This is a genomic window from Streptomyces sp. CA-181903 (genome assembly GCF_050937075.1).
Lineage (GTDB): Bacteria > Actinomycetota > Actinomycetes > Streptomycetales > Streptomycetaceae > Streptomyces.
Window position 1 is genome coordinate 3,641,305 of record NZ_JBNJLY010000001.1, and the last position, 19,168, is coordinate 3,660,472.

Genomic DNA, 19,168 nt, shown 5'->3' on the forward strand with positions numbered 1-19,168 from the left:
CTTCGTCGTGTGCCGGTGGTTCACTCCACGGCCGGGAAGCGGAGACGGAAGAGGGCGCCCGGGCCGCTCGGCGGCCGTTCCGCCGTGAGTTCCGCGCCGTGCGCGCGGGCGATCTGCCGGGCCATGGCCAGGCCGAGTCCCGAGCCGGGCAGGGCGCGGGCCTGCCGGGAGCGGTAGAAGCGGTCGAAGACGTGCGGCCGGTCCTCGTCGGAGATGCCCGGCCCGTGGTCGCGGACGGTGAGGTCCACCGCGTCCGGGCGCCGGTCCAGGCGTACCTCGACGGCGGCGCCGGGCGGGCTGAACTTGGCGGCGTTGTCCAGCAGGTTGGCGAGCAGCCGGGCGAGCCGGGCGGGGACGCCCGGCACGGTGAGGTCCGCCGCGTTCCCGATGTGCAGGGTGAAGGGGGTGGCCGGCCAGTGACCGCGCGCGGCGGCCACACAGCTCTCGGTGAGCAGGTCGAGCCGTACCCGCTCCACGAGTTGGCGCGGTTCCTCGTCGCGGGCCAGCTCGATCAGGTCGTTGACGAGGCCGGTCACCTCGCGGAGCTGGCGGCCGAGGGCGCCGGCCGCGCGGTCGCGCTGGGCGGGGGTGAGCCGTTCGGCGCGGGCGAGGAGTTCGGCGTTGGTGCGGAGGGCGGTGAGCGGGGTGCGCAGTTCGTGCGAGGCGTCGGCGACGAGCCGGCGCTGGGCCGCGACCGCGTCCTCCAGTTCGGCCAGCATGGTGTTGAAACTGGTGGCGAGCCGGGTGATCTCGTCGTGCGAGTCCTGGGAGTCCCGGGGCCGCTTGCCGTCCGGCGGCAGGGTGATCCGGTGGGCCGGGTCGCGGGTGGCGGCGATGCGTTCGGCGGTGACGGTGAGCCGGGAGACCGGGCGCAGGGCGGTCCGGGACGCGGCGTAGCCGAGGCCGGCCGCCAGCAGCACCCCGGCGCCGCCGACCGCGCCGAGCAGCAGTCCGGCCTGCTCCACGCCCTTGTCGACGGTGTCCGAACGGACCGCCACCTGCAGCGCGCGGCCCTGGCCGAGCGGGGAGGTGAGCATCCGCAGCGAGCGGCCGTCGCGGACGATGTCGCTGTAGTAGGCGCCGAGGGTGCCGGCGGCGACGCGGCGGGTGGCGCCGGTGACCGGCAGCACCAGGCCGCGCTGCCCGGGCGCGGCCGGGTCGGCGGGGACGACCTGGGCGCAGGCGGGGGCGGCCAGCCAGGCGCACTCGGCGTAGAGCACGCCGGTGCCGCCGCCGCGCGCCTGCTGGGCGAGGGTGCCGGACTGCTGCTTGAGCTGGAGGTCGAGCTGGTTCCTGATCTCGTAGCGGATCACCACGTAGGCGGCGGCGAGCACGCCCAGCGCGACGAGCGCCACGGCGGCGGAGGTGACGACGGCCAGGCGGGTGCGCAGCGGGCGGCGGCGGAACGCCCTGGGGATCACCGGTCGGCCAGCCGGTAGCCGATGCCGTGCACCGTGTGCAGCAGGCGGGGCGCGCCGTCCGCCTCCAGCTTGCGGCGCAGGTAACCGATGTAGACGGAGAGGGAGTTGGACTCGGGGCCGAAGTCGGCGCCCCAGACGTGCTGCTGGATGGTGTCGCGGGGCAGTACCTGGCCGGGGTGGCGGAGGAACAGTTCCAGCAGGGTGAACTCGGTGCGGGTGAACTCCAGGGGTGTTCCGCCGCGCTCGCCGGTGCGGGTGGCGGGGTCCACGGTGAGGTCGGCGTACCCGAGCCGGCCGGGCGCGTCCCCGGGCCCGTCGGCCGTACCGGACGGTCCCGGGGACGCGCGGCGCAGCAGGGCGCGCAGCCGGGCCAGCAACTCATCGAGGGCGAACGGTTTGACGAGGTAGTCGTCGGCCCCGGCGTCCAGGCCCGCGACCCGGTCGGAGACGGCGTCGCGGGCGGTGAGGACGAGGATGGGCGTGCGGTCGCCGAGTTCGCGCAGCCGGCGGCAGACGGCGAGGCCGTCGAGGACGGGCATGGCGAGGTCGAGGACGATCGCGGCGGGCGGGGCGACGGCCACGGCGGACAGGGCCGCGAGCCCGTCGGCGGCGTCGCGGACGTCGTAGCCCTCGACGGCGAGGCCGTCGACGACGGCGGCGCGGACGTCGGGGTCGTCGTCGACGACGAGCACGGCGGGGCTCATGGGGCTGACGGGAGGGACAGGAGCGGCCATGGTGCCCCACTGTGGCAGAGGGAGTCTGAGAGACCTCTTAGGACTCTGCCGGGACTCCGCCGCGGTCACCGGGCCGGGCGGGCCCGGATGAGCCCGCCGCGTCCGACGGCCCGCCCGCGTCCGGCGGACCGCCACATCCTTTGCGACGACGGGCCCGGGGTGCCGGCCGCCGAGGCCCACTCGCGTCCGTCAGCCCGCCGGCCGGTCAGCCCGTCACGTCCAGCGGGTGAGCGTCAGCCGCTCGTACGCCTCCACGTAGCGGGAGCGCGTCTGCTCGACGACGTCCTCGGGCAGCGGGGGCGGCGGCAGTTGGCCGTGCCGGTCCCAGCCGGCGGCGGGCGAGGTGAGCCAGTCGCGGATGTACTGCTTGTCGAACGACGGCTGCGGACGGCCCGGCTGCCACTGGTCGGCGGGCCAGAAGCGGGAGGAGTCCGGGGTCAGGACCTCGTCCGCGAGGATCAGCTCGCCGTCCTCCGCCCGGCCGAACTCGAACTTGGTGTCGGCCAGGACGATGCCGCGGTCCCGGGCGATGCCCCGGGCGCGGTCGTAGACGGCGAGGGTGATCTGGCGGAGTTCGGCGGCCGTCTCGGCGCCGACGCGCCGGGCCACCTCCTCGTAGGAGACGTTCTCGTCGTGCTCGCCGACCTCCGCCTTGGTGGCGGGGGTGAAGATCGGCGAGGGGAGTTCGGCGCCGTCGGTCAGGCCCTCGGGGAGGGCGAGGCCGCAGACGGTGCGGTTCTCCTCGTACTCGCGCAGCCCGGAGCCGGCGAGGTGGCCGCGGGCCACGCACTCGACCGGGAGCATGTCCAGGGAGCGGCACACGAGGGTGCGGCCCGCCCAGTCGGCGGGGGCGCCGGGCGGCAGCTCGGTGGAGAGGACGTGGTGCGGGACGAGGTCGGTGAGGCGCTCGAACCACCACAGGGACAGCTGGGTGAGGATGCGGCCCTTGTCCGGGATCTCGGTGGGCAGCACCCAGTCGTAGGCGGACATGCGGTCGCTGGCGACCATCACCAGCCGGCCTTCCGCGTCCCGGTAGAGGTCGCGCACCTTGCCGGTGTGCAGATGCACAAGGCCCGGCACCTCTACGGGTTCGGGCTTCTCGACGAATCCGGACACGCGTCCTCCTGGTGGTTTGTCCAAACGCCTCGATTCTGCCGTATACGCCTGCCCGGCCGGACCGGGGGTCAGGCCCGTTTGCAGATGTGGTCCAGGAGGTTGGCGGTGGCGCGCTGGACACGTGGGTCGGCGTGGCCGGGCCGGTCCAGGGCCGGGGCCCAGCCGGAGGTGCCGGAGGCGAAGACCAGGGCGCCGCCGGGTGTCCGGTAGAGGGAGGTCTCCTGGTGGCGGCGGACCCCGTCGGCGTCGCGGTACGGGGAGTGGGCGAGCAGGATGCGTTCGGAGTGCGGGGGCAGGGCGGTGCGCGGGTGGTAGCGGTCGGCGTCGCCCGCGACCAGGCCGGGCAGCTCGTCGCCCTCGGCGGCGCCGGTGCACTCCCACAGCCAGTGGTCGGTGTTGCGGACGACGAGGGGGGCGGGGCGGGGGACGCGGCCGGCGTGCTGGATGCCGAGCAGCTGCTGCTCGGGGGCGGTGTCGCGCCAGGGCGCGGCCCGGCCGCCGGAGCGCTGCCTGCGGCAGGTCAGCAGCCGGTCGGGGCCGGCCGGCGAGGGCGCCGTCACGACCTGCCGGGCCAGGGCGCCGGCGCCGAGGAAGACGAGCGAGGTGCCGGCGTCGCGGGCGGCCTCGACGGCGCGGCGCAACGGAGCGGTCCAGTACCGGTCCGGGCCGGGGAAGACCAGGCCGCGGTAGCGGGTGGGGTCGACGCGGCCGGCGTGCAGGTCGGTGGCGTGGGCGTAGCCGAGGTCGTAGCCGTAGCGCTCGGCCCAGCGGATGACGTCGTACACGGGCCCGACGTCGGGCGGCAGACCGGTGCCCGCGTACGGGCGGTCGGCGCTGACGGTGACGGCCGCGTCCGCCTCCCCGAGCAGCCGGCCCCGCTCGTCCCAGGCGTGCCGCAGCCCGGCACCGGTGCGGCCGTCCTCGGGATAGACGTTGTGCGCGTGCCAGGTGAGGTCGGGAAGGACGAGCAGCAGGTCGGCGGAGGTGCCGTCGCGGACGGTGAACGGGACGTGCGCCCGCTCCCCGTCGGCCGTGGCGAGGACGGCGACGTACGCGCCCGGCGGCCAGTGCGGCGGCACGTCCAGCCGCCAGGACCGCCACCAGTGGTGGCAGGCCACGGCCCGCCCCACCACCAGCGGCGCCGGCTGCGCCAGCCCGTCCAGCGGCGGACTGACGGCCATCCGCGCGGCGCCGTGGCCCGCGTAGTGGCCGACGCGGTACACCTCGACGGTGAACGGCCGCGGGGGCTCCACGGTGACCCGGAAGGCCACGGACTCGCCGGGGGCGACGGCGGTGTCGGAGGTGAAGCCGCGGATGGGGCGGCGGACGTCGTCGGCGGTGGCGTACCAGGGGCGGGGGTCGGCCGTCGTGGAACCGTCGAGCCAGGTGAGCGGGGCCTCGGGGAAGGGGTCGGCCGCGGCCCGGGCCATGGCGGCGGACTCCCAGGCGCCGCGGGCGACGCGGCCCGCGCCGGCCGGGCCGGGCCCGGCCGCCTCCGGGGCCGCCGGAACGCGCGGACGGCGCCGGCCGCGGGCGGGTGCGGGGGCCCGCGAGGCCGTCCCTGCCGCCTCGCCCGGCGGGACGCGGCCCGCCCCGGCCCGGCTGCCGCCCGGCGGCGGGGCCTGCATCGCGTCGTGGACCGGGCCGGCGGCGGACGCTTCGATCGGGCCGGGTGCGGGGGATTCGCGGGTGGTTCGGCCGGGGGTGCGGTCCCGGGGCCGTTCGCGGGCCGCGTCGGCCGTCCGGGCGGACCGGTGGCGGCGGTCTTCGCGATCGTCCAGGCCGTTCGCGCCCCCCTCGTTCACGCCGCCCCCCGCGTCCTCAGCCCAGCCGTACGGGTTTTTCCGGGCGGACCCCGACCTCGCCCAGCCAGGCGCGCAGGGGTTCGCCGTCGCCGTCCTCGATCAGGGAGAGGACGGTGCGGGCCAGGTCGGCGCGGCGGGTGCCGCCGACGAGGAGGGCGGGGCCGTCGAGCCAGTCCAGGCCGGGGGTGGCGCCCGCGGTGTCGACGGCGGCGCAGCAGATCATCGCCGTCACGTGGTCGGTGAGCAGCTCGCGGCCGCTGCGCGGGGGCTGGAGCGGGAACAGCGGGGCGAGGCCGGCGAGGCCCGGTTCGCAGGTGGCCGGCGGGGTCTCGGGGCCGGCGCCGGCCTCACGGGCGAGTTCGGCGCTGAGCCGGTGGCCCAGCCTCTCCCCCACGCCCGGGCCGGCCGGGCCGGTGAGGCGGTCGAGGACGCGGTCCACGGTCGGCGGGACGGGTGGGGCGGGGGTGGCGGCGCCGTCCTGGACGGGCGGCAGGGCCGGCGCGGCGCCGGGGACCGTGACGTCGTCGAGGACGTCCTCCAGGACGCGGTGCAGCCGGGCCGCCTCCACCCGCCATTTGCGGTCCACGACCTCCTCCGGGTACTGGCTCCAGCTCACCGGGGACCAGTCGGGGCCCGGCTCCGGCGGCCCGCCGTGGAACAGCCGGGCGGCCAGCAGGGAAGCCGCCTCGTCGATGACGCCCGGCTCCTCCAGGAGGTCGCAGGCGGGCCGTTCGCCCAGCCGGGAGGCGAAGCCCTCCGCGAGCCGGTCCCGGCGGGACAGCTCGGTGAGCGCCGAGACGACGCCCGCGTCCAGCCGCGACGGCCAGCGGCCCATCCGCCAGGCGGGCAGCGCAACCCGGTTGAGCAGCCGGTCCCAGCCCGCGTAGGCCAGGCCGACCTGTTCCTGGGCGACGACCCGCAGCCCGTAGTCGACGGTCTGGGCGCGCTCGGACGCCGCCGCCGCGACGCCGCGTTCCATCTCGGCGGCGTGCTCGCGGCAGGAGCGCAGCAGGAGGCGGGCCGCCCAGCCCACGAAGGCCAGCAGCGGGCGGCCCGCGGCGACCGCGACGGCCGCGTCGAGGCCGCGGACGAAGCGGCGGGCGGCCGCTATGTCCGGATGGGCGGACGGGCCGGTGCCCGCCACCACCGGGGCCAGCAGGGCGCGCAGCTCGGCGACGCGCATCCACCACAGGAACGGCGAGCCGATCACCAGGACCGGCGCGGTGGACGTCCGGCGGCGCGGCAGCGTTCCCGTGCGTCCGGCCGGGGACCCGGACAGGGCGGCGCGGTGCGCCGGGTGGGTGCGGTCCTCCAGCCAGCTGTCGCAGTCCGGGGTGAGCGCTATGGCCGAGGGGGCCGGGACGTCCATCCGGTCCGCGAGGTCGCGCACCAGGCGGTAGAGGTCCGGGGCGGTCTCCTCGGGGATCGGCACGGTGGGGCTGAGCGCGGGCCGGGCCCGGGCCACCACGGCGGCGACGACGCCGGCGACGGCCAGCGCGGCGAGGGCCGCGGCGACGACGGCGGGACGGGCCGCGTCCCCGACGCTGCCGTCCGGGAACCGGCCCATGAGCGTGCCGGCCAGCAGCACCACGGCGGCCGCCGCGGGCAGCAGGGCGACGGCGAGCGCGGTGCTGCGGACGCGCAGGACCGCCAGGGCCCTGAGACGCGCGGTGTGCGCGCCGGCTTCCGTACCTGCCACGAGACCGATCACCCCCAGTCGCCTGTAGTGCTCCGTCCGCCAGTTACCACCCCCCACTGTGGCACCGGCCTCTGACATCGCAATGCCGGTGGGCCAGTTGCCGGACGTCGCGGCGGTCGGCCTGCGCGGCACCCTAGTGGGGCGTGGGGCGTTCGTCAGCCGGTTGGCGGATCGGTCACTCGATGGAATGGCTATGCCCAAGGGTTCGGGCATGGGGTGGGGGCGCCTGCGGCGGGCTGGTGCCCCGGTCCCGCCCTTTCACCGTTTCTTGCGAGGGCCAGCCCCCGCACCCCCCGAAACCGCGCTTCGCGCGGTTGTCCTCAAACGCCGGACGGGCTGAATAGTCAGCCCGTCCGGCGTTTGAGGACGAGCGGCGAAGCCGCGACAAGGGGGGGCTGGGGCACAGCCCCAGGAATCGGCGAAGGGGTGGGACCGGGGCACAGCCCGCCGCAGGCGCGGCCCGACGCCGGGGACTACTCCTTACCCGCCGCGATATCCGTCCGGTACTGCGCCCCGCGCATCCGCACCAGCGCCACCGCCTCGTAAGCCCGCTCCCGCGCCACGGGAATCCCGGAACCCGTGGCCGTCACGGACAGCACCCGCCCCCCGGCACTGACCACGGCGCCGGAAGCCTCGTCGCGAGCCGTGCCCGCGTGCAGGACGTACGCGTCGGAAACGGCCGCCGCCTCCTCCAGCCCCTCGATGACGTCACCGGTACGCGGCGTCCCCGGGTAGTTGTGCGACGCGACCACGACGGTCACCGCCGCGTCGTCCGTCCAGCGCAGGGGCGGGAACGTCCCGAGCGCCCCGGTCGCGGCAGCGTGCAGCAGCCCCGCCAGCGGCGTCTTCAACCGCGCGAGCACGACCTGCGTCTCCGGGTCCCCGAAGCGCGCGTTGAACTCGATCACCCGTACCCCGCGCGAGGTGATCGCCAGTCCCGCGTAGAGCAGGCCGGAGAAGGGCGTGCCGCGCCGCCGCAGTTCGTCGACGGTCGGCTGGAGCACGGTCCGCAGGACCTCGTCCACCAGGCCGGGGTCGGCCCAGGGCAGCGGGGAGTAGGCGCCCATGCCGCCGGTGTTCGGCCCCTGATCGCCGTCGAGGGCGCGCTTGAAGTCCTGCGCGGGCTGGAGCGGGACGACCGTCTCGCCGTCGGTGACGGCGAACAGTGACACCTCCGGCCCGTCCAGGAACTCCTCGATCACCACTTGGTCGCAGGCGAGCGCGTGGGCGCGGGCGACGTCGACGTCGGGGGTGACGACGACACCCTTGCCGGCCGCGAGGCCGTCGTCCTTGACGACGTAGGGGGCGCCGAACGCGTCGAGCGCGGTGTCGATCTCGGCGGGGGTGGTGCAGACGTAGCTGCGGGCGGTGGGCACGTTCGCCGAGGCCATGACGGACTTGGCGAACGCTTTGGAGCCCTCCAGCCGCGCCGCCTCGGCGGACGGCCCGAAGGCGGGGATGCCGCGCGCGCGGACGGCGTCGGCGACCCCGGCGACCAGCGGGGCCTCCGGGCCGACGACGACGAGGTCGGCTTCGAGGGTGGCGGCCAGTTCCGCCACCGCCGCGCCGTCGAGGGCGTCGACCGGGTGCACCTGGGCGGTCTCGGCGATCCCGGCGTTGCCGGGAGCGCAGTGCAGGGCGGTGACGTCGGGGTCGAGGGACAGGGAGCGGCACAGGGCGTGTTCGCGGGCGCCGCCGCCGATGACGAGGACCTTCACGGGTGTCACCCTATTGCCTTCCGGAACGATCAACGCCGTGCGTCCCGGCTCCCCCACTTCTCCCGTCAGACCTCGTCAGAACGTTTCGCCGCACCCGCCCCGTCACGTCCACACAGGCCACCCACTCTTTCGGGTGAGGGGGATATCGCCCCCTATACCCGATTCCCTGGCACTTACGGGCGGCAAAGGAGCGATCCGGTCCACAAGGCCAACCGTTCGGCGGTAGGAAAGAGGCGGTGACAGGGGTACGGAGCAGCAGCGGCGTAGAGGGAGTGCAGGGGTGAGCCAGCCTGAGATGCAGCCCGAGGGGCTCCCCAAGGAGCAGGACGGGAGGCACCGGGGAGATCTGCGCGGCCGGACCTTCCCGCTCGGCGACTGGGGGGAGCCCGCTCAGCGACTCGACGAGCTGTACCGGTGGGTGGAGAGCGGCGCGCTGCTCCTCGCCGACTGGTATCTCGCCGACCGCGCCTGGAAACGCCGTTGGGCCCGCATCCTGCGGATCGCCGCCGCGGTCTTCGCCGTCATCGGCGCCGCGCTGCCGCTGCTGGAGCTGACGAAGGCCATCCGCTCGGGCTCCACTTGGGCGTTCCTCGCCCTGCTGGGCACCGTCGCGTGCGTCGCCTGCGACCGCTACTTCGGGCTGACGACGGGCTGGATGCGCGCGGTCTCCACGGCGCAGGCGGTTCAACGGCGGCTGGAGGCGCTGCAGTTCGACTGGGCGTCGGAGTGCGTACGCGAGGTGCTCGGCCCGACCGAGGGGACGGCGAGCGAGGCGGCCGAGCGCTGCCTGACGGTCCTGCGCCGTTTCTCGGAGGACGTCTCGGAGCTCGTCCGGGCCGAAACCGCCGACTGGATGGTGGAGTTCCGGGCCGGTCCCGCGCCCCTGCTGACGCAGTCGCTGGTCGCGTGGGGGCCGCGCGGGGAGAACGGCGGGCCCGTCGGCCGGTTCCCGCTGCCGCCCGGCTCCCGGCCGAACATGCCCCGGCAGCGTCCGCCGGAGCCGCCCCGCTGACGGTGAACGCGTCCGGCCCGGTACGCCGAGTACCGGGCCGGACGTCTTCGCCGGTCCGCTAGCTGAACACGATCATCGAGCCCTGGCCCAGGCTGCGCGTGACCGCCGCGTGCAGCCCCAGCCAGACGTGCCGTTCGCGCGCGAACGGGCTGTCGTCCGCCGGCCCGGGGGCGGCCCGTTCGTCCAGGGTCGTGGGCTGCCGGGGTGCGGCGGGAGCGGCCGGCGGATTGTCCGGATCGATGCCGAGCACCGGTGCCACGCTGAGGAGTTCCCGCAGCAGACCATGGCTGGATCCCAACGGTCCGCCGCCCTCCAGCAGTTCGTCGCTCGTCAGCGGATGCGTGAAGTCGACGGGCACGTAGGCGCCCGCGTGGTCGTAGTGCCACACCAGGTGCGACTGCTGGGCCGTGGTCTCGAACATCTCCAGCAACTGCTCGTAGTCCCCGCCGAGTTCGTCGACCGGCGTGACGGTCAGCCCGCAGAGGTTCAGCAGGTGGGCGCGGCGCAGGAAGTGGAGCGCGTCGTAGTCGAAGCCCGCGACCGGGGCCACGTCCCCGGACAGGCCCGGCATGTAGCCGAAGACGGGGACGGGGGCAGGCCGGCCGCGCCGAGGGCCCGGTCGTAGACGGCGATCTCTTCGGCGAAGGGGTTGTCGGGGCTGTGGCACAGCACGTCGACGAGGGGGACAAGCCAGAGGTCACATGCCACGTGAGCTCACTCTCTGTTCGCCTTCAGTGCGATGGTCGGGCCAGGGTAGTGCCGCTGAGCTGGTTGTCACACAGGGGCGACGGACATGGAGGAGCGGGTTCCGTCCGGTTTCGGGCACGTCCGGATCCCCCGGGGAACACCGGGGTTCACACCCCGTCCCGCACGTCCCACACCCAGACGCCGCCCACCCGCTCCGGCGCCCGCCCGGTCAGCCGTTGCAGGGTCTCCCGCAGCGGAGTCCCCTGGTCCTGCGGCGGCAGGACGATGGCGTCGGCCCGCCAGGTGGCCAGGTCCCGGCCGAAGGCACGGCGCGTCCGGTCGTCGACGGCCGCCGTCCGGCCGGTCTCGCGGACCTTCTTCAGCAGCTCGGACGTGACCGTGGGCACCGGGCCGTAGATGCCGCGCCGGTCCGCTCCGTAGGGTCCGTTGAAGTAGCCGCCGGGCAGGGCGAAGCCGAAGTCCGCCCGCACCTGCCAGTCCAGCGCCGCGACCTGCCCCGGGTCGGGCACCGGCACGGGCACCAGTGTCCGGCCGGGCCGGACGTAGTCCTGCCAGTGCCCGTCCGCGACGAACGCCGGCACCGGCGCGCGCTCGACGGTCCGGTACGGCGTCGGCAGCAGCGGCACCAGCGCCGCGGCCAGCGCCGCCCAGGCGAGCAACCGGCGGCTCCGCTCGCGTTCGTCGCGCGGCCGGCGGGCCGCCGCCCGGTCGCAGGCGAGGGCGAGGAGGATGCCGAGGGCCGGGACGCAGATCATGGCCGTACGGGACTCGATGACGGACTCGAACAGCGGCAGCTCGCCCACGACCCGCCACGGTCCGGGCAGCGTGTGGACCGTGCCCGGCAGCGGGATGTCCCGCCCGAGCGACAGCACGGCGGCGGCCAGGGCGGTGAACCCCAGGGCCCGCACCAGCGGCCGCCGCCGCATCCGGACCACGAGGACGGCCGCCAGCAGCACCAGCGGCCAGCCGAAGAAGGCGTTCTCCTCGGTCCGGTTGAGGGACAGCGCCGCCGCCTTGTGCTCGTCCCCGGCGAGCGAGCGGGTCGCGAACTCCAGCAGCGCCATCGGGTTGTTGCCGACCGACCCGTGCAGCACGCTGTGGTAGCTCTGCGCCCCGAAGAACTGCCGGTACAGCGGCACCGCCAGCAGCGGCACCGCCACCGCCGCCGCGACGCCCAGCCCGCGCAGCAGCGGCCCGGCGGCCGCCCGCGCCGCCGCGGGCGCGGCCACGGCGTACCCGAAGGCGAACAGCAGCAGCCCGGTCACGGCCAGCAGCAGTACCTCCTCGCCGAGGAAGACCTGGTAGACGAGGAGCAGGCCGAGGATCACCCCGTCGCGCCGGACCCGCCGGCCCTCGCAGAGCCGCAGCGCCCGCTCGATGATCAGCGGGATCACGAACAGCACGGCGAAGTTGGGGTGCGCGGTGCCGTGCGAGACCATCGGCGGCGCGAAGGCGCAGAACCCGCCGCCCAGCGCCGCCGCCCACCGCTCACGGACGAAGCGTTTCGCCAGCAGCCGGTACCAGGCCCAGGCCGTGGCGGCCACCCCGCCGGTGAGCACCACCGCCCAGGTGACGTGCGGTCCCAGGGCCAGCGTCAGGGGCGCGAGGGGGACGGAGACGCCCAGCATGGCCGTGTTGGCCATGAGGTTGACGCCGTAGGGATGGTTCTGGAGGTCGGTGAAGAGCGGATCGCGCAGGTGGGCGACGTTGTCCGCGGTGACCGCGAAGAACCACTCCCACTGCTGCTGGTCGGAGGCGGAGTCGACGAGGTACGCCGCGTTCGGCGCGGCCCACAGCCCGCCGTACAGGAAGAGGGCGAGCAGCAGGTAGAGGCCGGCGATGGCGGGCCCGGACGGGTGGACCGCCCGGATCCGCAGCCGCACGAGATCGCCGAGGACGGCGGCGTACGCCGGCGGGCGCACCTTGGAGCCGGGCCGGTGGTCCCAGCGGACGGGCACCTCGGCGACCGTCCAGCCGTGCTGGCGGAAGAAGCGCAGGATCTCGACGTCGAAGGCCCAGCCGTTCAGCCGGGACGCGGCGAACGCGGTCCGCGCCCGTTCGCCCTCGAAGAGCTTGAACCCGCACTGGGTGTCCCGCACCCCGGGCGCGGCCAGGGCGCGGATCACGCCCGCGCCCGCCCGGCCCAGGGCCTCGCGCAGGGCGTGCTGGCGGATGCCTATGCGCGATCCCGGCAGCGCCCGGGAGCCGACGGCCGCGGCGGCGCCCTCGTCCAGCCGGGCGGTCAGGAGCGGCAGTTCCGCGATGGGGGCGGCCAGGTCGGCGTCGGTGACCAGGACGCGCCGGCCGCGCGAGGCCAGCACGCCGGTGCGGACGGCGTGCCCCTTCCCGCGGTTGGCGGGCGAGCCGAGCAGCCGGACGCGGGGGTCCTCGGCGGCGGCGGCCCGGACCACGTCGGCCGTGCCGTCCGTCGACCCGTCGTCCACGACGATCAGTTCCCAGCTGTCCGGACCCTCCGCGTCGAGGTGGGCGCGGATCGCCTTGAGGCTGGGGGCGAGGCGGTCCTCCTCGTTGTAGGCCGGGACGACCACGGACAGGCCGACGGAGCCGGCGGCGGGGGGTCCGTCGGCGGGCCGCGGCGGAGGGTTCTGGGACGTCATGCTTTCCAGACGTGTCCGGGTGATCGTTGGGTTGCACACCCTGATGCGATCGGCCCGGAAAAGTGACCGAAAATACTCGCTGTTCCGGTCGCTTCGACCGGAGGTGTCCGGAATCCGCCCCTACGTCGGTCATCCGCCCGTCCGCCCGCGCCGGTCACACCGCCCACGCCCCCGGCGACCCTCACCCCGTCAGCGACCTGATGAGCGTCAGGGCGTGCGTGTTGTACCCGGTGATGATCCGCTGCACCGCCCGGCCCTCCTGCCGGGCCAGCGCGTCCACCATCTCGACGTGCCCGCACCACAGCCGTCCGCGCAGGTCCCCGACCCGGCGCAGCAGCGGCACCATGAAGACCCAGCACTGCACCCGCACCCGGTCCAGGAAGTCGGAGATGTAGGGGTTGCCGACGAGGGCCGCGAACTCCCGCCAGAAGCGCAGGTCGTAGCCGATGAGGATGTCGAGCTCCCCGGCGCCGGCGGCCCGGGCCGCCTCCTCCGCGCGCCGCCGGACGGAGGCCAGGACGGCCGGGGTGGCGGCGCTCAGGGCCTGCTCGGTGGCGTGCCGGTACATCCCCTCCAGCATCATCGTGCGCGCCTCGACCATGGCCAGGAAGTCCGCGTACGAGAACTCCCGCACCCGGTAGCCCTTGTGCAGCTCGACGTGGAGCAGGCCCTGGGAGCACAGGTCGAGCAGCGCCTCGCGGACGGGGGTGGCCGAGACCCCGTAGCTCTCGGCTATCTCCTTGACGGTGAACTGCCGTCCCGCCGGGAGCCGGCCCGCGATGACCTCCTCGCGCAGGGCGTCGGCGATCTGTGAGCGCAGCGTCGTGCGCTTGACAGCGTCGCTGCCGGGCATGGTGTCCGTCTCCCCTTCCGTGACCGCGCGCCGGCGCGCGAACGGCCCTCGCAACAAGATAGGCGAGGGCCGCCGGGGAGCGTACCGGCCCGTCCGTACGCGGAACGGATGCGGAAGGGGCGCGGGAGGGCCCTGGAACGACTCGGGAGCGACGCGGGAGAGGCCCGGAAGGTCCCCGCAGGACCCCCGGCGCCCGTCAGCCGGTGTACGTGTCGGCCACGGTGAGCGCCTCGTCCAGCAGGGCGAGGCCGTCCTTGGCCTCCGTCTCGGTGACGGTGCACGGCGGGACGGCGTGTGTCCGGTTCATGTTGACGAACGGCCACAGCCCCGCGGCACGGCAGGCCGCGGTGAAGGCGGCCATCGGGGCGTTGTCCTCCCCCGAGGCGTTGTACGGGACCAAGGGCTCCCGGGTGGCGCGGTCGCGGACCAGCTCCAGCGCCCAGAAGACGCCGGTGCCGCGCACCTCGCCCACCGACGGGTGGCGCTCGGCGAGCTCCCGCAGCCCGGGGCCGAGGACCTCCTCGCCGATGCGGGCGGCGTTCTCGACGATGCCCTCCTCGGCCATCGCCCCGATCGTCGCCACGGCGGCGGCGCAGGCCAGCGGGTGCCCGGAGTAGGTCAGGCCGCCCGGGTAGGGGCGGTGGTCGAAGGTGGCGGCGATCTCGGCGGAGATGGCGACGCCGCCGAGCGGGACGTAACCGGAGTTGACGCCCTTGGCGAAGGTCAGCAGGTCCGGGACGACGTCCCAGTGGTCGGCGGCGAACCAGCGGCCGGTACGGCCGAAACCGGCCATCACCTCGTCGAGGATCAGGACGACGCCGTACTTGTCGCACAGCTTCCGCACTCCGGGCAGGTAGCCGGGCGGCGGGACCATGATCCCCGCCGTGCCGGGCACGGTCTCCAGGACGATCGCCGCGACGGTCCGCGGCCCCTCGAAGACCAGCGTGTCCTCCAGGTGCCGCAGGGCCCGCTCGCACTCCTGCTCCTCGGTCTCCGCGTGGAACGGGGAGCGGTAGAGGAAGGGGGCCCAGAAGTGCACCACCCCGGCGGAGGCGGTGTCGGACGGCCAGCGGCGCGGGTCGCCGGTGAGGTTGATCGCGGCGGCGGTGGCGCCGTGGTACGAGCGGTAGGCGCTGAACACCTTGGTCCGCCCGGTGTGCAGCCGGGCCATGCGGACGGCGTTCTCGACGGCCTCGGCACCGCCGTTGGTGAAGAAGATCTTGTCCAGGTCGCCGGGCGTCCGCTCGGCGATCAGCCGGGCCGCCTCCCCGCGGACGTCGACGGCGAAGCCGGGCGCGATCGTGCACAGCCGCGCGGCCTGCTCCCGGACGGCCTCGACGACCTTGGGGTGCTGGTGGCCGATGTTGGTGTTGACGAGCTGGGAGGAGAAGTCGAGATAGCGGTTGCCGTCGTGGTCCCAGAAGTACGAGCCCTCGGCGCCCGCGACGGCGAGCGGGTCGATGAGGGCCTGGGCGGACCAGGAGTGGAAGACGTGGGCCCGGTCGGCGGCCTTGACGGCGGCACCTCGGGACGGATCGGGCTGCGTGCTCACGGCGGCGACCTCGGCGGTTCGGCGGTTCTCTGACGGATGCTCCCCCGCCCTCGCGGCCAGGGGGCTGTCCTGCGCTGACGCGGGCCCAGCGTACGGTCCCGGCACGTCGGGAGGCACCGGCACACTGTCAGGAACCCGGCACGCACGGCGACACACTGCCGGATCCGCGCGCCGTTCACGCGGCTGCCGCGCCCCGCGAATCACCGCACCGGAAATCCCGATTCGCCTCGGTTTCGCATGCTACGTTCGTCGCGAGTTGCAGTGGTGGTACCCATACGACATGTGCGCCCGACGGTCTGTGACCTCGGGCGCACTTTTCTTTCCGGACCCCGGCCCCCGGCCCTCCGGAACCCCCTCCCAGCCCCCGTCCCAGGAATTCCGCGCCGTCGCGGAATTTTCGCGCACCCACCTATCGAGGAGTCACCTTGGCTACCGGCATCGTGAAATGGTTCAACTCGGAGAAGGGCTTCGGCTTCATCCAGCAGGACGGCGGCGGCGCCGACGTCTTCGCGCACTACTCCAACATCGCGACCACCGGCTTCCGGGAACTGACGGAGGGCCAGAAGGTCACCTTCGACATCACCCAGGGCCACAAGGGACCGCAGGCGGAGAACATCCTCCCCACCTGAACCGGCAGCGCCCCGGACAGGAGGCCGGAGCCCCGCACTTTCCCGTGCGGGGCTCCGGCCTTCTTGCCGTACGACTATCCTCCGGCTCTGGAACAACGGGGGAAATCACGGGGGGAAGGAGTGCTGACGGCATGGATGCCCTGTCGCCCGAAGACCCACGCACACTCGGCGCCTACCGGCTGCTCCGCCGGCTCGGCGCGGGCGGCATGGGCCGGGTCTATCTGGCCCGCTCGGACCGCGGCCGTACGGTCGCGGTCAAACTCGTCCAGCCGGAGCTGGCCGGCCGGGAGGAATTCCGCGACCGCTTCCGGCGCGAGGTGCGGGCGGCCCGCCGGGTGGGCGGGGAGTGGACCGCCCCCGTCCTGGACGCCGACACGGAGGCGGCGGTGCCCTGGGTCGCCACCGGCTATATCGCCGGGCCCTCCCTGCGGCAGGTCATCGGACGCGACTTCGGGCCGCTGCCCGAACGTACCGTCCGGATCCTGGCGGCGGGGCTCGCCCGCGCCCTCCAGGCCGTCCACGCCGCGGGCATCGTCCACCGCGACCTCAAGCCGTCCAACGTGCTGATCACGCTGGACGGGCCGCGCGTCATCGACTTCGGCATCGCGCGCGCCCTGGAGACCGTCACCGACGGGGACGGCCTCACCCGCACCGGCGCGGCCGTGGGTTCCCCCGGCTTCATGTCGCCCGAGCAGGTGCGCGGCCGCGAGGTGACGCCGGCCAGCGACGTGTTCTGCATGGGCTCGGTGCTCGCCTACGCGGCGACCGGGCGGATGCCCTTCGGGACGTCCGACAGCGGCGTCCACGCCCTGATGTTCCGGGTCGCGGAGGAGGAGCCGGACCTCGTCGGCGTTCCGGAGCCGCTGCTTCCGCTGATCGCCGACTGCCTGGCCAAGGACCCCGCCGCCCGGCCCACCACCGAGCAGGTGCTGGAACGCACCGGCGCCCGCGAGGAGCTGGCCGACCTGCGGTCCGCCGAGCCGTGGCTGCCGGCCGGGCTCGTCGCCCAGCTGGGCCGGCACGCGGTGGGGCTGCTCGACGCCGAGGACCCGGTCGATGTCGACCCGCCGCCGGGACCCATATCCACGTCCGGGATACCCGCTTCCGGAACACCTGCTTCCGGGACGTCCGCGTCCGAACGGCGCACGGACGTCGTCCCGCTCACGCCGGGGACCCTGCCGCCCGGGTACCCGCCGCCGGACCCCGGGACCGCCACCGCCGCCACCACGTCCGTCGTCCATCCCGGCCACGGCGGCCCCGGTCCTCACACCCCGCCGCCGGGCTACGGCTACCCGCAGCACCCCGGCCCGTACGGCCCGCCGCCCGCCGCGTACCAGCCGGCTCCGGCGGCACCGGCGTCCCGGTCCCGCAAGCCGCTGGCCCTCGTCGCCATCGCGGCGGCCGGGCTGCTGGCGGGCGCCGGGACGGTGTACGTGGTGAAGCACCAGTCCGGGACCAAGGCGTCCCCCGCCCCGACCGCGGCCCCGCGGAGCGGTGGCGGCACCAAGGCCGCCCCCGGCACCGGCGGCACTCCGCCGACGCCCTCCACCAGCCCCTCCGCGACGCCGACGGCCACCGGCGTCGAGCGGTACAAGGGCACCTGGCAGTCGGAGTTCGGCACCGCCGGGCACCGCAGCAAGCGCGTCCTCTCCGTCCGGCCGGGCGTCTCGGGCGCCCTGGTCGAGATCACCGGCGACGGCACCCTGGACGACGGCACGGACTACCACTGCGCCTGGCAGGCCACCGTGACCGGCGGCGCCGACGCCACCACCCCCGTCCCCCTGGTCCTCGGCCCGTCCACCGTCACCAGCGCCCAGCCCACCTCCGCCTGCCAGCCGGGGGACTCCTCGGAACTGGTCCTCCTGCCGGACGGCCGGATGCGGCGCGACTTCATCGCCTCGGGGACGAAGGACGCCTCGCTGGTCTACTCCAAGCAGTGAGAACGCGGAGCGCCCCGGCGGCCGTGACGGCCGCCGGGGCGCTCCCCGTACCCCGCTCCCGTTACGACAGGAACGAGTTGATCTCGATCGTCTCGGTGCGGCCCGGGCCGACGCCGATGGCGGAGATCGGGGCGCCGGACATCTCCTCCAGCGCCTTCACGTACGCCTGGGCGTTCTTCGGCAGGTCGGAGAAGGTCTTGGCCTTGCTGATGTCCTCGGACCAGCCCGGCAGCATCTCGTAGACCGGCTTCGCGTGGTGGAAGTCGGTCTGGCTGTAGGGCAGCTCCTCGACGCGCTTGCCGTCGATCTCGTACGCGACGCAGACCGGGATCTGCTCCCAGCCGGTGAGCACGTCGAGCTTGGTGAGGAAGAAGTCCGTGAGGCCGTTGACGCGGGTCGCGTAGCGGGCGATCACCGCGTCGAACCAGCCGCAGCGGCGGTCGCGGCCGGTGGTGACACCGCGCTCGCCGCCGATGGTGCGGAGCTTCTCGCCGTCTTCGTCGAACAGCTCGGTCGGGAACGGGCCGGCGCCCACGCGGGTGGTGTACGCCTTGAGGATGCCGATCACCCGGTTGATCTTCGTGGGGCCGACGCCCGCACCCGTGCAGGCGCCGCCCGCGGTCGGGTTCGAGGAGGTCACGAAGGGGTACGTGCCGTGGTCGACGTCCAGCAGGGTGCCCTGGCCGCCCTCGAAGAGGACGACCTTGCCCTCGTCGATGGCGTTGTTCAGGACCAGCGTGGTGTCGGCCACGAACGGCTTGATCTGCTCCGCGTAGCCGAGCATCTCCTCGACGATGCGGGCCGGCTCGATCGCCCGGCGGTTGTAGAGCTTCGCCAGGATCTGGTTCTTGAAGTCGAGGGCCGCCTCGACCTTCTGGGTCAGGATCGACTCGTCGTAGAGGTCCTGGACCCGGATGCCCACGCGGTTGATCTTGTCGGCGTAGGTCGGGCCGATGCCGCGGCCGGTGGTGCCGATCTTCCGCTTCCCGAGGAAGCGTTCCGTCACCTTGTCGACCGTCGTGTGGTACGGCGTGATCAGGTGCGCGTTACCGCTGACCAGGAGCTTCGACGTGTCGACGCCGCGCTCGTTCAGCCCGCTCAGCTCGGAGAGCAGGACCGCCGGGTCGACGACGACGCCGTTGCCGATGACCGGGGTGCACCCCGGCGAGAGGATCCCGGAAGGGAGGAGATGCAGCGCGTATTTCTGGTCACCGACGACCACCGTGTGACCGGCGTTGTTGCCGCCTTGGTAACGCACCACATAGTCCACGGAGCCACCGAGCAGGTCGGTGGCCTTTCCCTTGCCCTCGTCACCCCACTGAGCACCGAGCAGCACAAGTGCGGGCACAGGCGTACACCCCTT

The 19,168-nt window shown here is 74.6% G+C and carries 13 protein-coding genes and 1 pseudogene; 3 read left to right on the forward strand and 11 right to left on the reverse strand.

Annotated elements, in window-relative coordinates:
* Window positions 1–20: 20 nt before the first annotated feature.
* The 6 genes from ACQEVS_RS16245 to purD all read right to left on the reverse strand — a co-directional run bounded on the left by ACQEVS_RS16245 (window position 21) and on the right by purD (window position 8,493).
* The gene (locus ACQEVS_RS16245; protein WP_433021068.1) at window positions 21–1,421 is read right to left on the reverse strand and encodes an ATP-binding protein; all 1,401 of its coding nucleotides are present in this window, start codon (window positions 1,419–1,421) and stop codon (window positions 21–23) included.
* Window positions 1,418–2,125, reverse strand: coding sequence for a response regulator transcription factor (locus tag ACQEVS_RS16250; RefSeq protein ID WP_433021071.1), 708 nt, complete (start codon window positions 2,123–2,125; stop codon window positions 1,418–1,420). The genes ACQEVS_RS16245 and ACQEVS_RS16250 overlap by 4 nt, the downstream gene beginning before the upstream one ends.
* 243 nt (window positions 2,126–2,368) lie before the next feature.
* A complete protein-coding gene (locus ACQEVS_RS16255) occupies window positions 2,369–3,271 on the reverse strand; it encodes a phosphoribosylaminoimidazolesuccinocarboxamide synthase (protein ID WP_433021074.1) in 903 nt (300 codons plus the stop codon).
* A gap of 68 nt (window positions 3,272–3,339) precedes the next feature.
* Window positions 3,340–4,701 (reverse strand): N,N-dimethylformamidase beta subunit family domain-containing protein, encoded by a 1,362-nt coding sequence (locus tag ACQEVS_RS16260; protein WP_433027599.1) that lies wholly within the window; start codon window positions 4,699–4,701, stop codon window positions 3,340–3,342.
* Between the two features lie 391 nt (window positions 4,702–5,092).
* Window positions 5,093–6,784, reverse strand: coding sequence for a hypothetical protein (locus tag ACQEVS_RS16265; RefSeq protein WP_433027602.1), 1,692 nt, complete (start codon window positions 6,782–6,784; stop codon window positions 5,093–5,095).
* 464 nt (window positions 6,785–7,248) lie between these two features.
* Window positions 7,249–8,493, reverse strand: coding sequence for a phosphoribosylamine--glycine ligase (purD, locus tag ACQEVS_RS16270; protein ID WP_433021076.1), 1,245 nt, complete (start codon window positions 8,491–8,493; stop codon window positions 7,249–7,251).
* 280 nt (window positions 8,494–8,773) lie between these two features.
* On the opposite strand from purD, the gene ACQEVS_RS16275 reads away from it, so the two are divergent.
* A complete protein-coding gene (locus tag ACQEVS_RS16275; RefSeq protein ID WP_433021078.1) occupies window positions 8,774–9,505 on the forward strand; it encodes an SLATT domain-containing protein in 732 nt (243 codons plus the stop codon).
* A 58-nt stretch (window positions 9,506–9,563) separates the two neighbouring features.
* Here ACQEVS_RS16275 and ACQEVS_RS16280 read toward each other — a convergent pair.
* The 4 genes and pseudogenes from ACQEVS_RS16280 to ACQEVS_RS16295 all read right to left on the reverse strand — a co-directional run bounded on the left by ACQEVS_RS16280 (window position 9,564) and on the right by ACQEVS_RS16295 (window position 15,236).
* A pseudogene (locus ACQEVS_RS16280) lies at window positions 9,564–10,213 on the reverse strand (hypothetical protein).
* Between the two features lie 146 nt (window positions 10,214–10,359).
* The gene (locus tag ACQEVS_RS16285; protein ID WP_433021080.1) at window positions 10,360–12,831 is read right to left on the reverse strand and encodes a dolichyl-phosphate beta-glucosyltransferase; all 2,472 of its coding nucleotides are present in this window, start codon (window positions 12,829–12,831) and stop codon (window positions 10,360–10,362) included.
* 181 nt (window positions 12,832–13,012) lie between these two features.
* On the reverse strand, window positions 13,013–13,684 hold the full coding sequence (locus tag ACQEVS_RS16290) for a GntR family transcriptional regulator (protein ID WP_433021082.1): 672 nt from the start codon (window positions 13,682–13,684) through the stop codon (window positions 13,013–13,015).
* A 196-nt stretch (window positions 13,685–13,880) separates the two neighbouring features.
* Window positions 13,881–15,236, reverse strand: a complete 1,356-nt coding sequence (locus ACQEVS_RS16295; RefSeq protein WP_433021084.1) for an aspartate aminotransferase family protein — start codon at window positions 15,234–15,236, stop codon at window positions 13,881–13,883.
* 425 nt (window positions 15,237–15,661) lie between these two features.
* Here ACQEVS_RS16295 and ACQEVS_RS16300 point away from each other — a divergent pair, with 425 nt between their 5' ends.
* Both ACQEVS_RS16300 and ACQEVS_RS16305 read left to right on the forward strand, forming a co-directional pair.
* Complete coding sequence (locus ACQEVS_RS16300) at window positions 15,662–15,865, forward strand: cold-shock protein (RefSeq protein WP_433021086.1); 204 nt, start codon at window positions 15,662–15,664, stop codon at window positions 15,863–15,865.
* 131 nt (window positions 15,866–15,996) lie between these two features.
* Window positions 15,997–17,805: a serine/threonine-protein kinase gene (locus ACQEVS_RS16305; protein ID WP_433021088.1), complete on the forward strand. Its 1,809-nt coding sequence runs from the start codon at window positions 15,997–15,999 to the stop codon at window positions 17,803–17,805.
* 61 nt (window positions 17,806–17,866) lie between these two features.
* On the opposite strand, the gene ACQEVS_RS16310 is transcribed toward ACQEVS_RS16305, so the two are convergent.
* The gene (locus tag ACQEVS_RS16310; RefSeq protein ID WP_433021090.1) at window positions 17,867–19,153 is read right to left on the reverse strand and encodes an adenylosuccinate synthase; all 1,287 of its coding nucleotides are present in this window, start codon (window positions 19,151–19,153) and stop codon (window positions 17,867–17,869) included.
* Window positions 19,154–19,168 lie beyond the last annotated feature (15 nt).

What these genes read in the sequence shown, in the direction of transcription:
- ACQEVS_RS16250 (WP_433021071.1), bottom strand. Translation starts at nt 2,125, where the DNA reads ATGAGCCCCGCCGTGCTCGTCGTCGACGACGACCCCGACGTCCGCGCC.
- ACQEVS_RS16260 (WP_433027599.1), bottom strand. Translation starts at nt 4,701, where the DNA reads ATGGCCCGGGCCGCGGCCGACCCCTTCCCCGAGGCCCCGCTCACCTGG.
- ACQEVS_RS16285 (WP_433021080.1), bottom strand. Translation starts at nt 12,831, where the DNA reads ATGACGTCCCAGAACCCTCCGCCGCGGCCCGCCGACGGACCCCCCGCC.
- ACQEVS_RS16290 (WP_433021082.1), bottom strand. Translation starts at nt 13,684, where the DNA reads ATGCCCGGCAGCGACGCTGTCAAGCGCACGACGCTGCGCTCACAGATC.
- ACQEVS_RS16305 (WP_433021088.1), top strand. Translation starts at nt 15,997, where the DNA reads ATGGATGCCCTGTCGCCCGAAGACCCACGCACACTCGGCGCCTACCGG.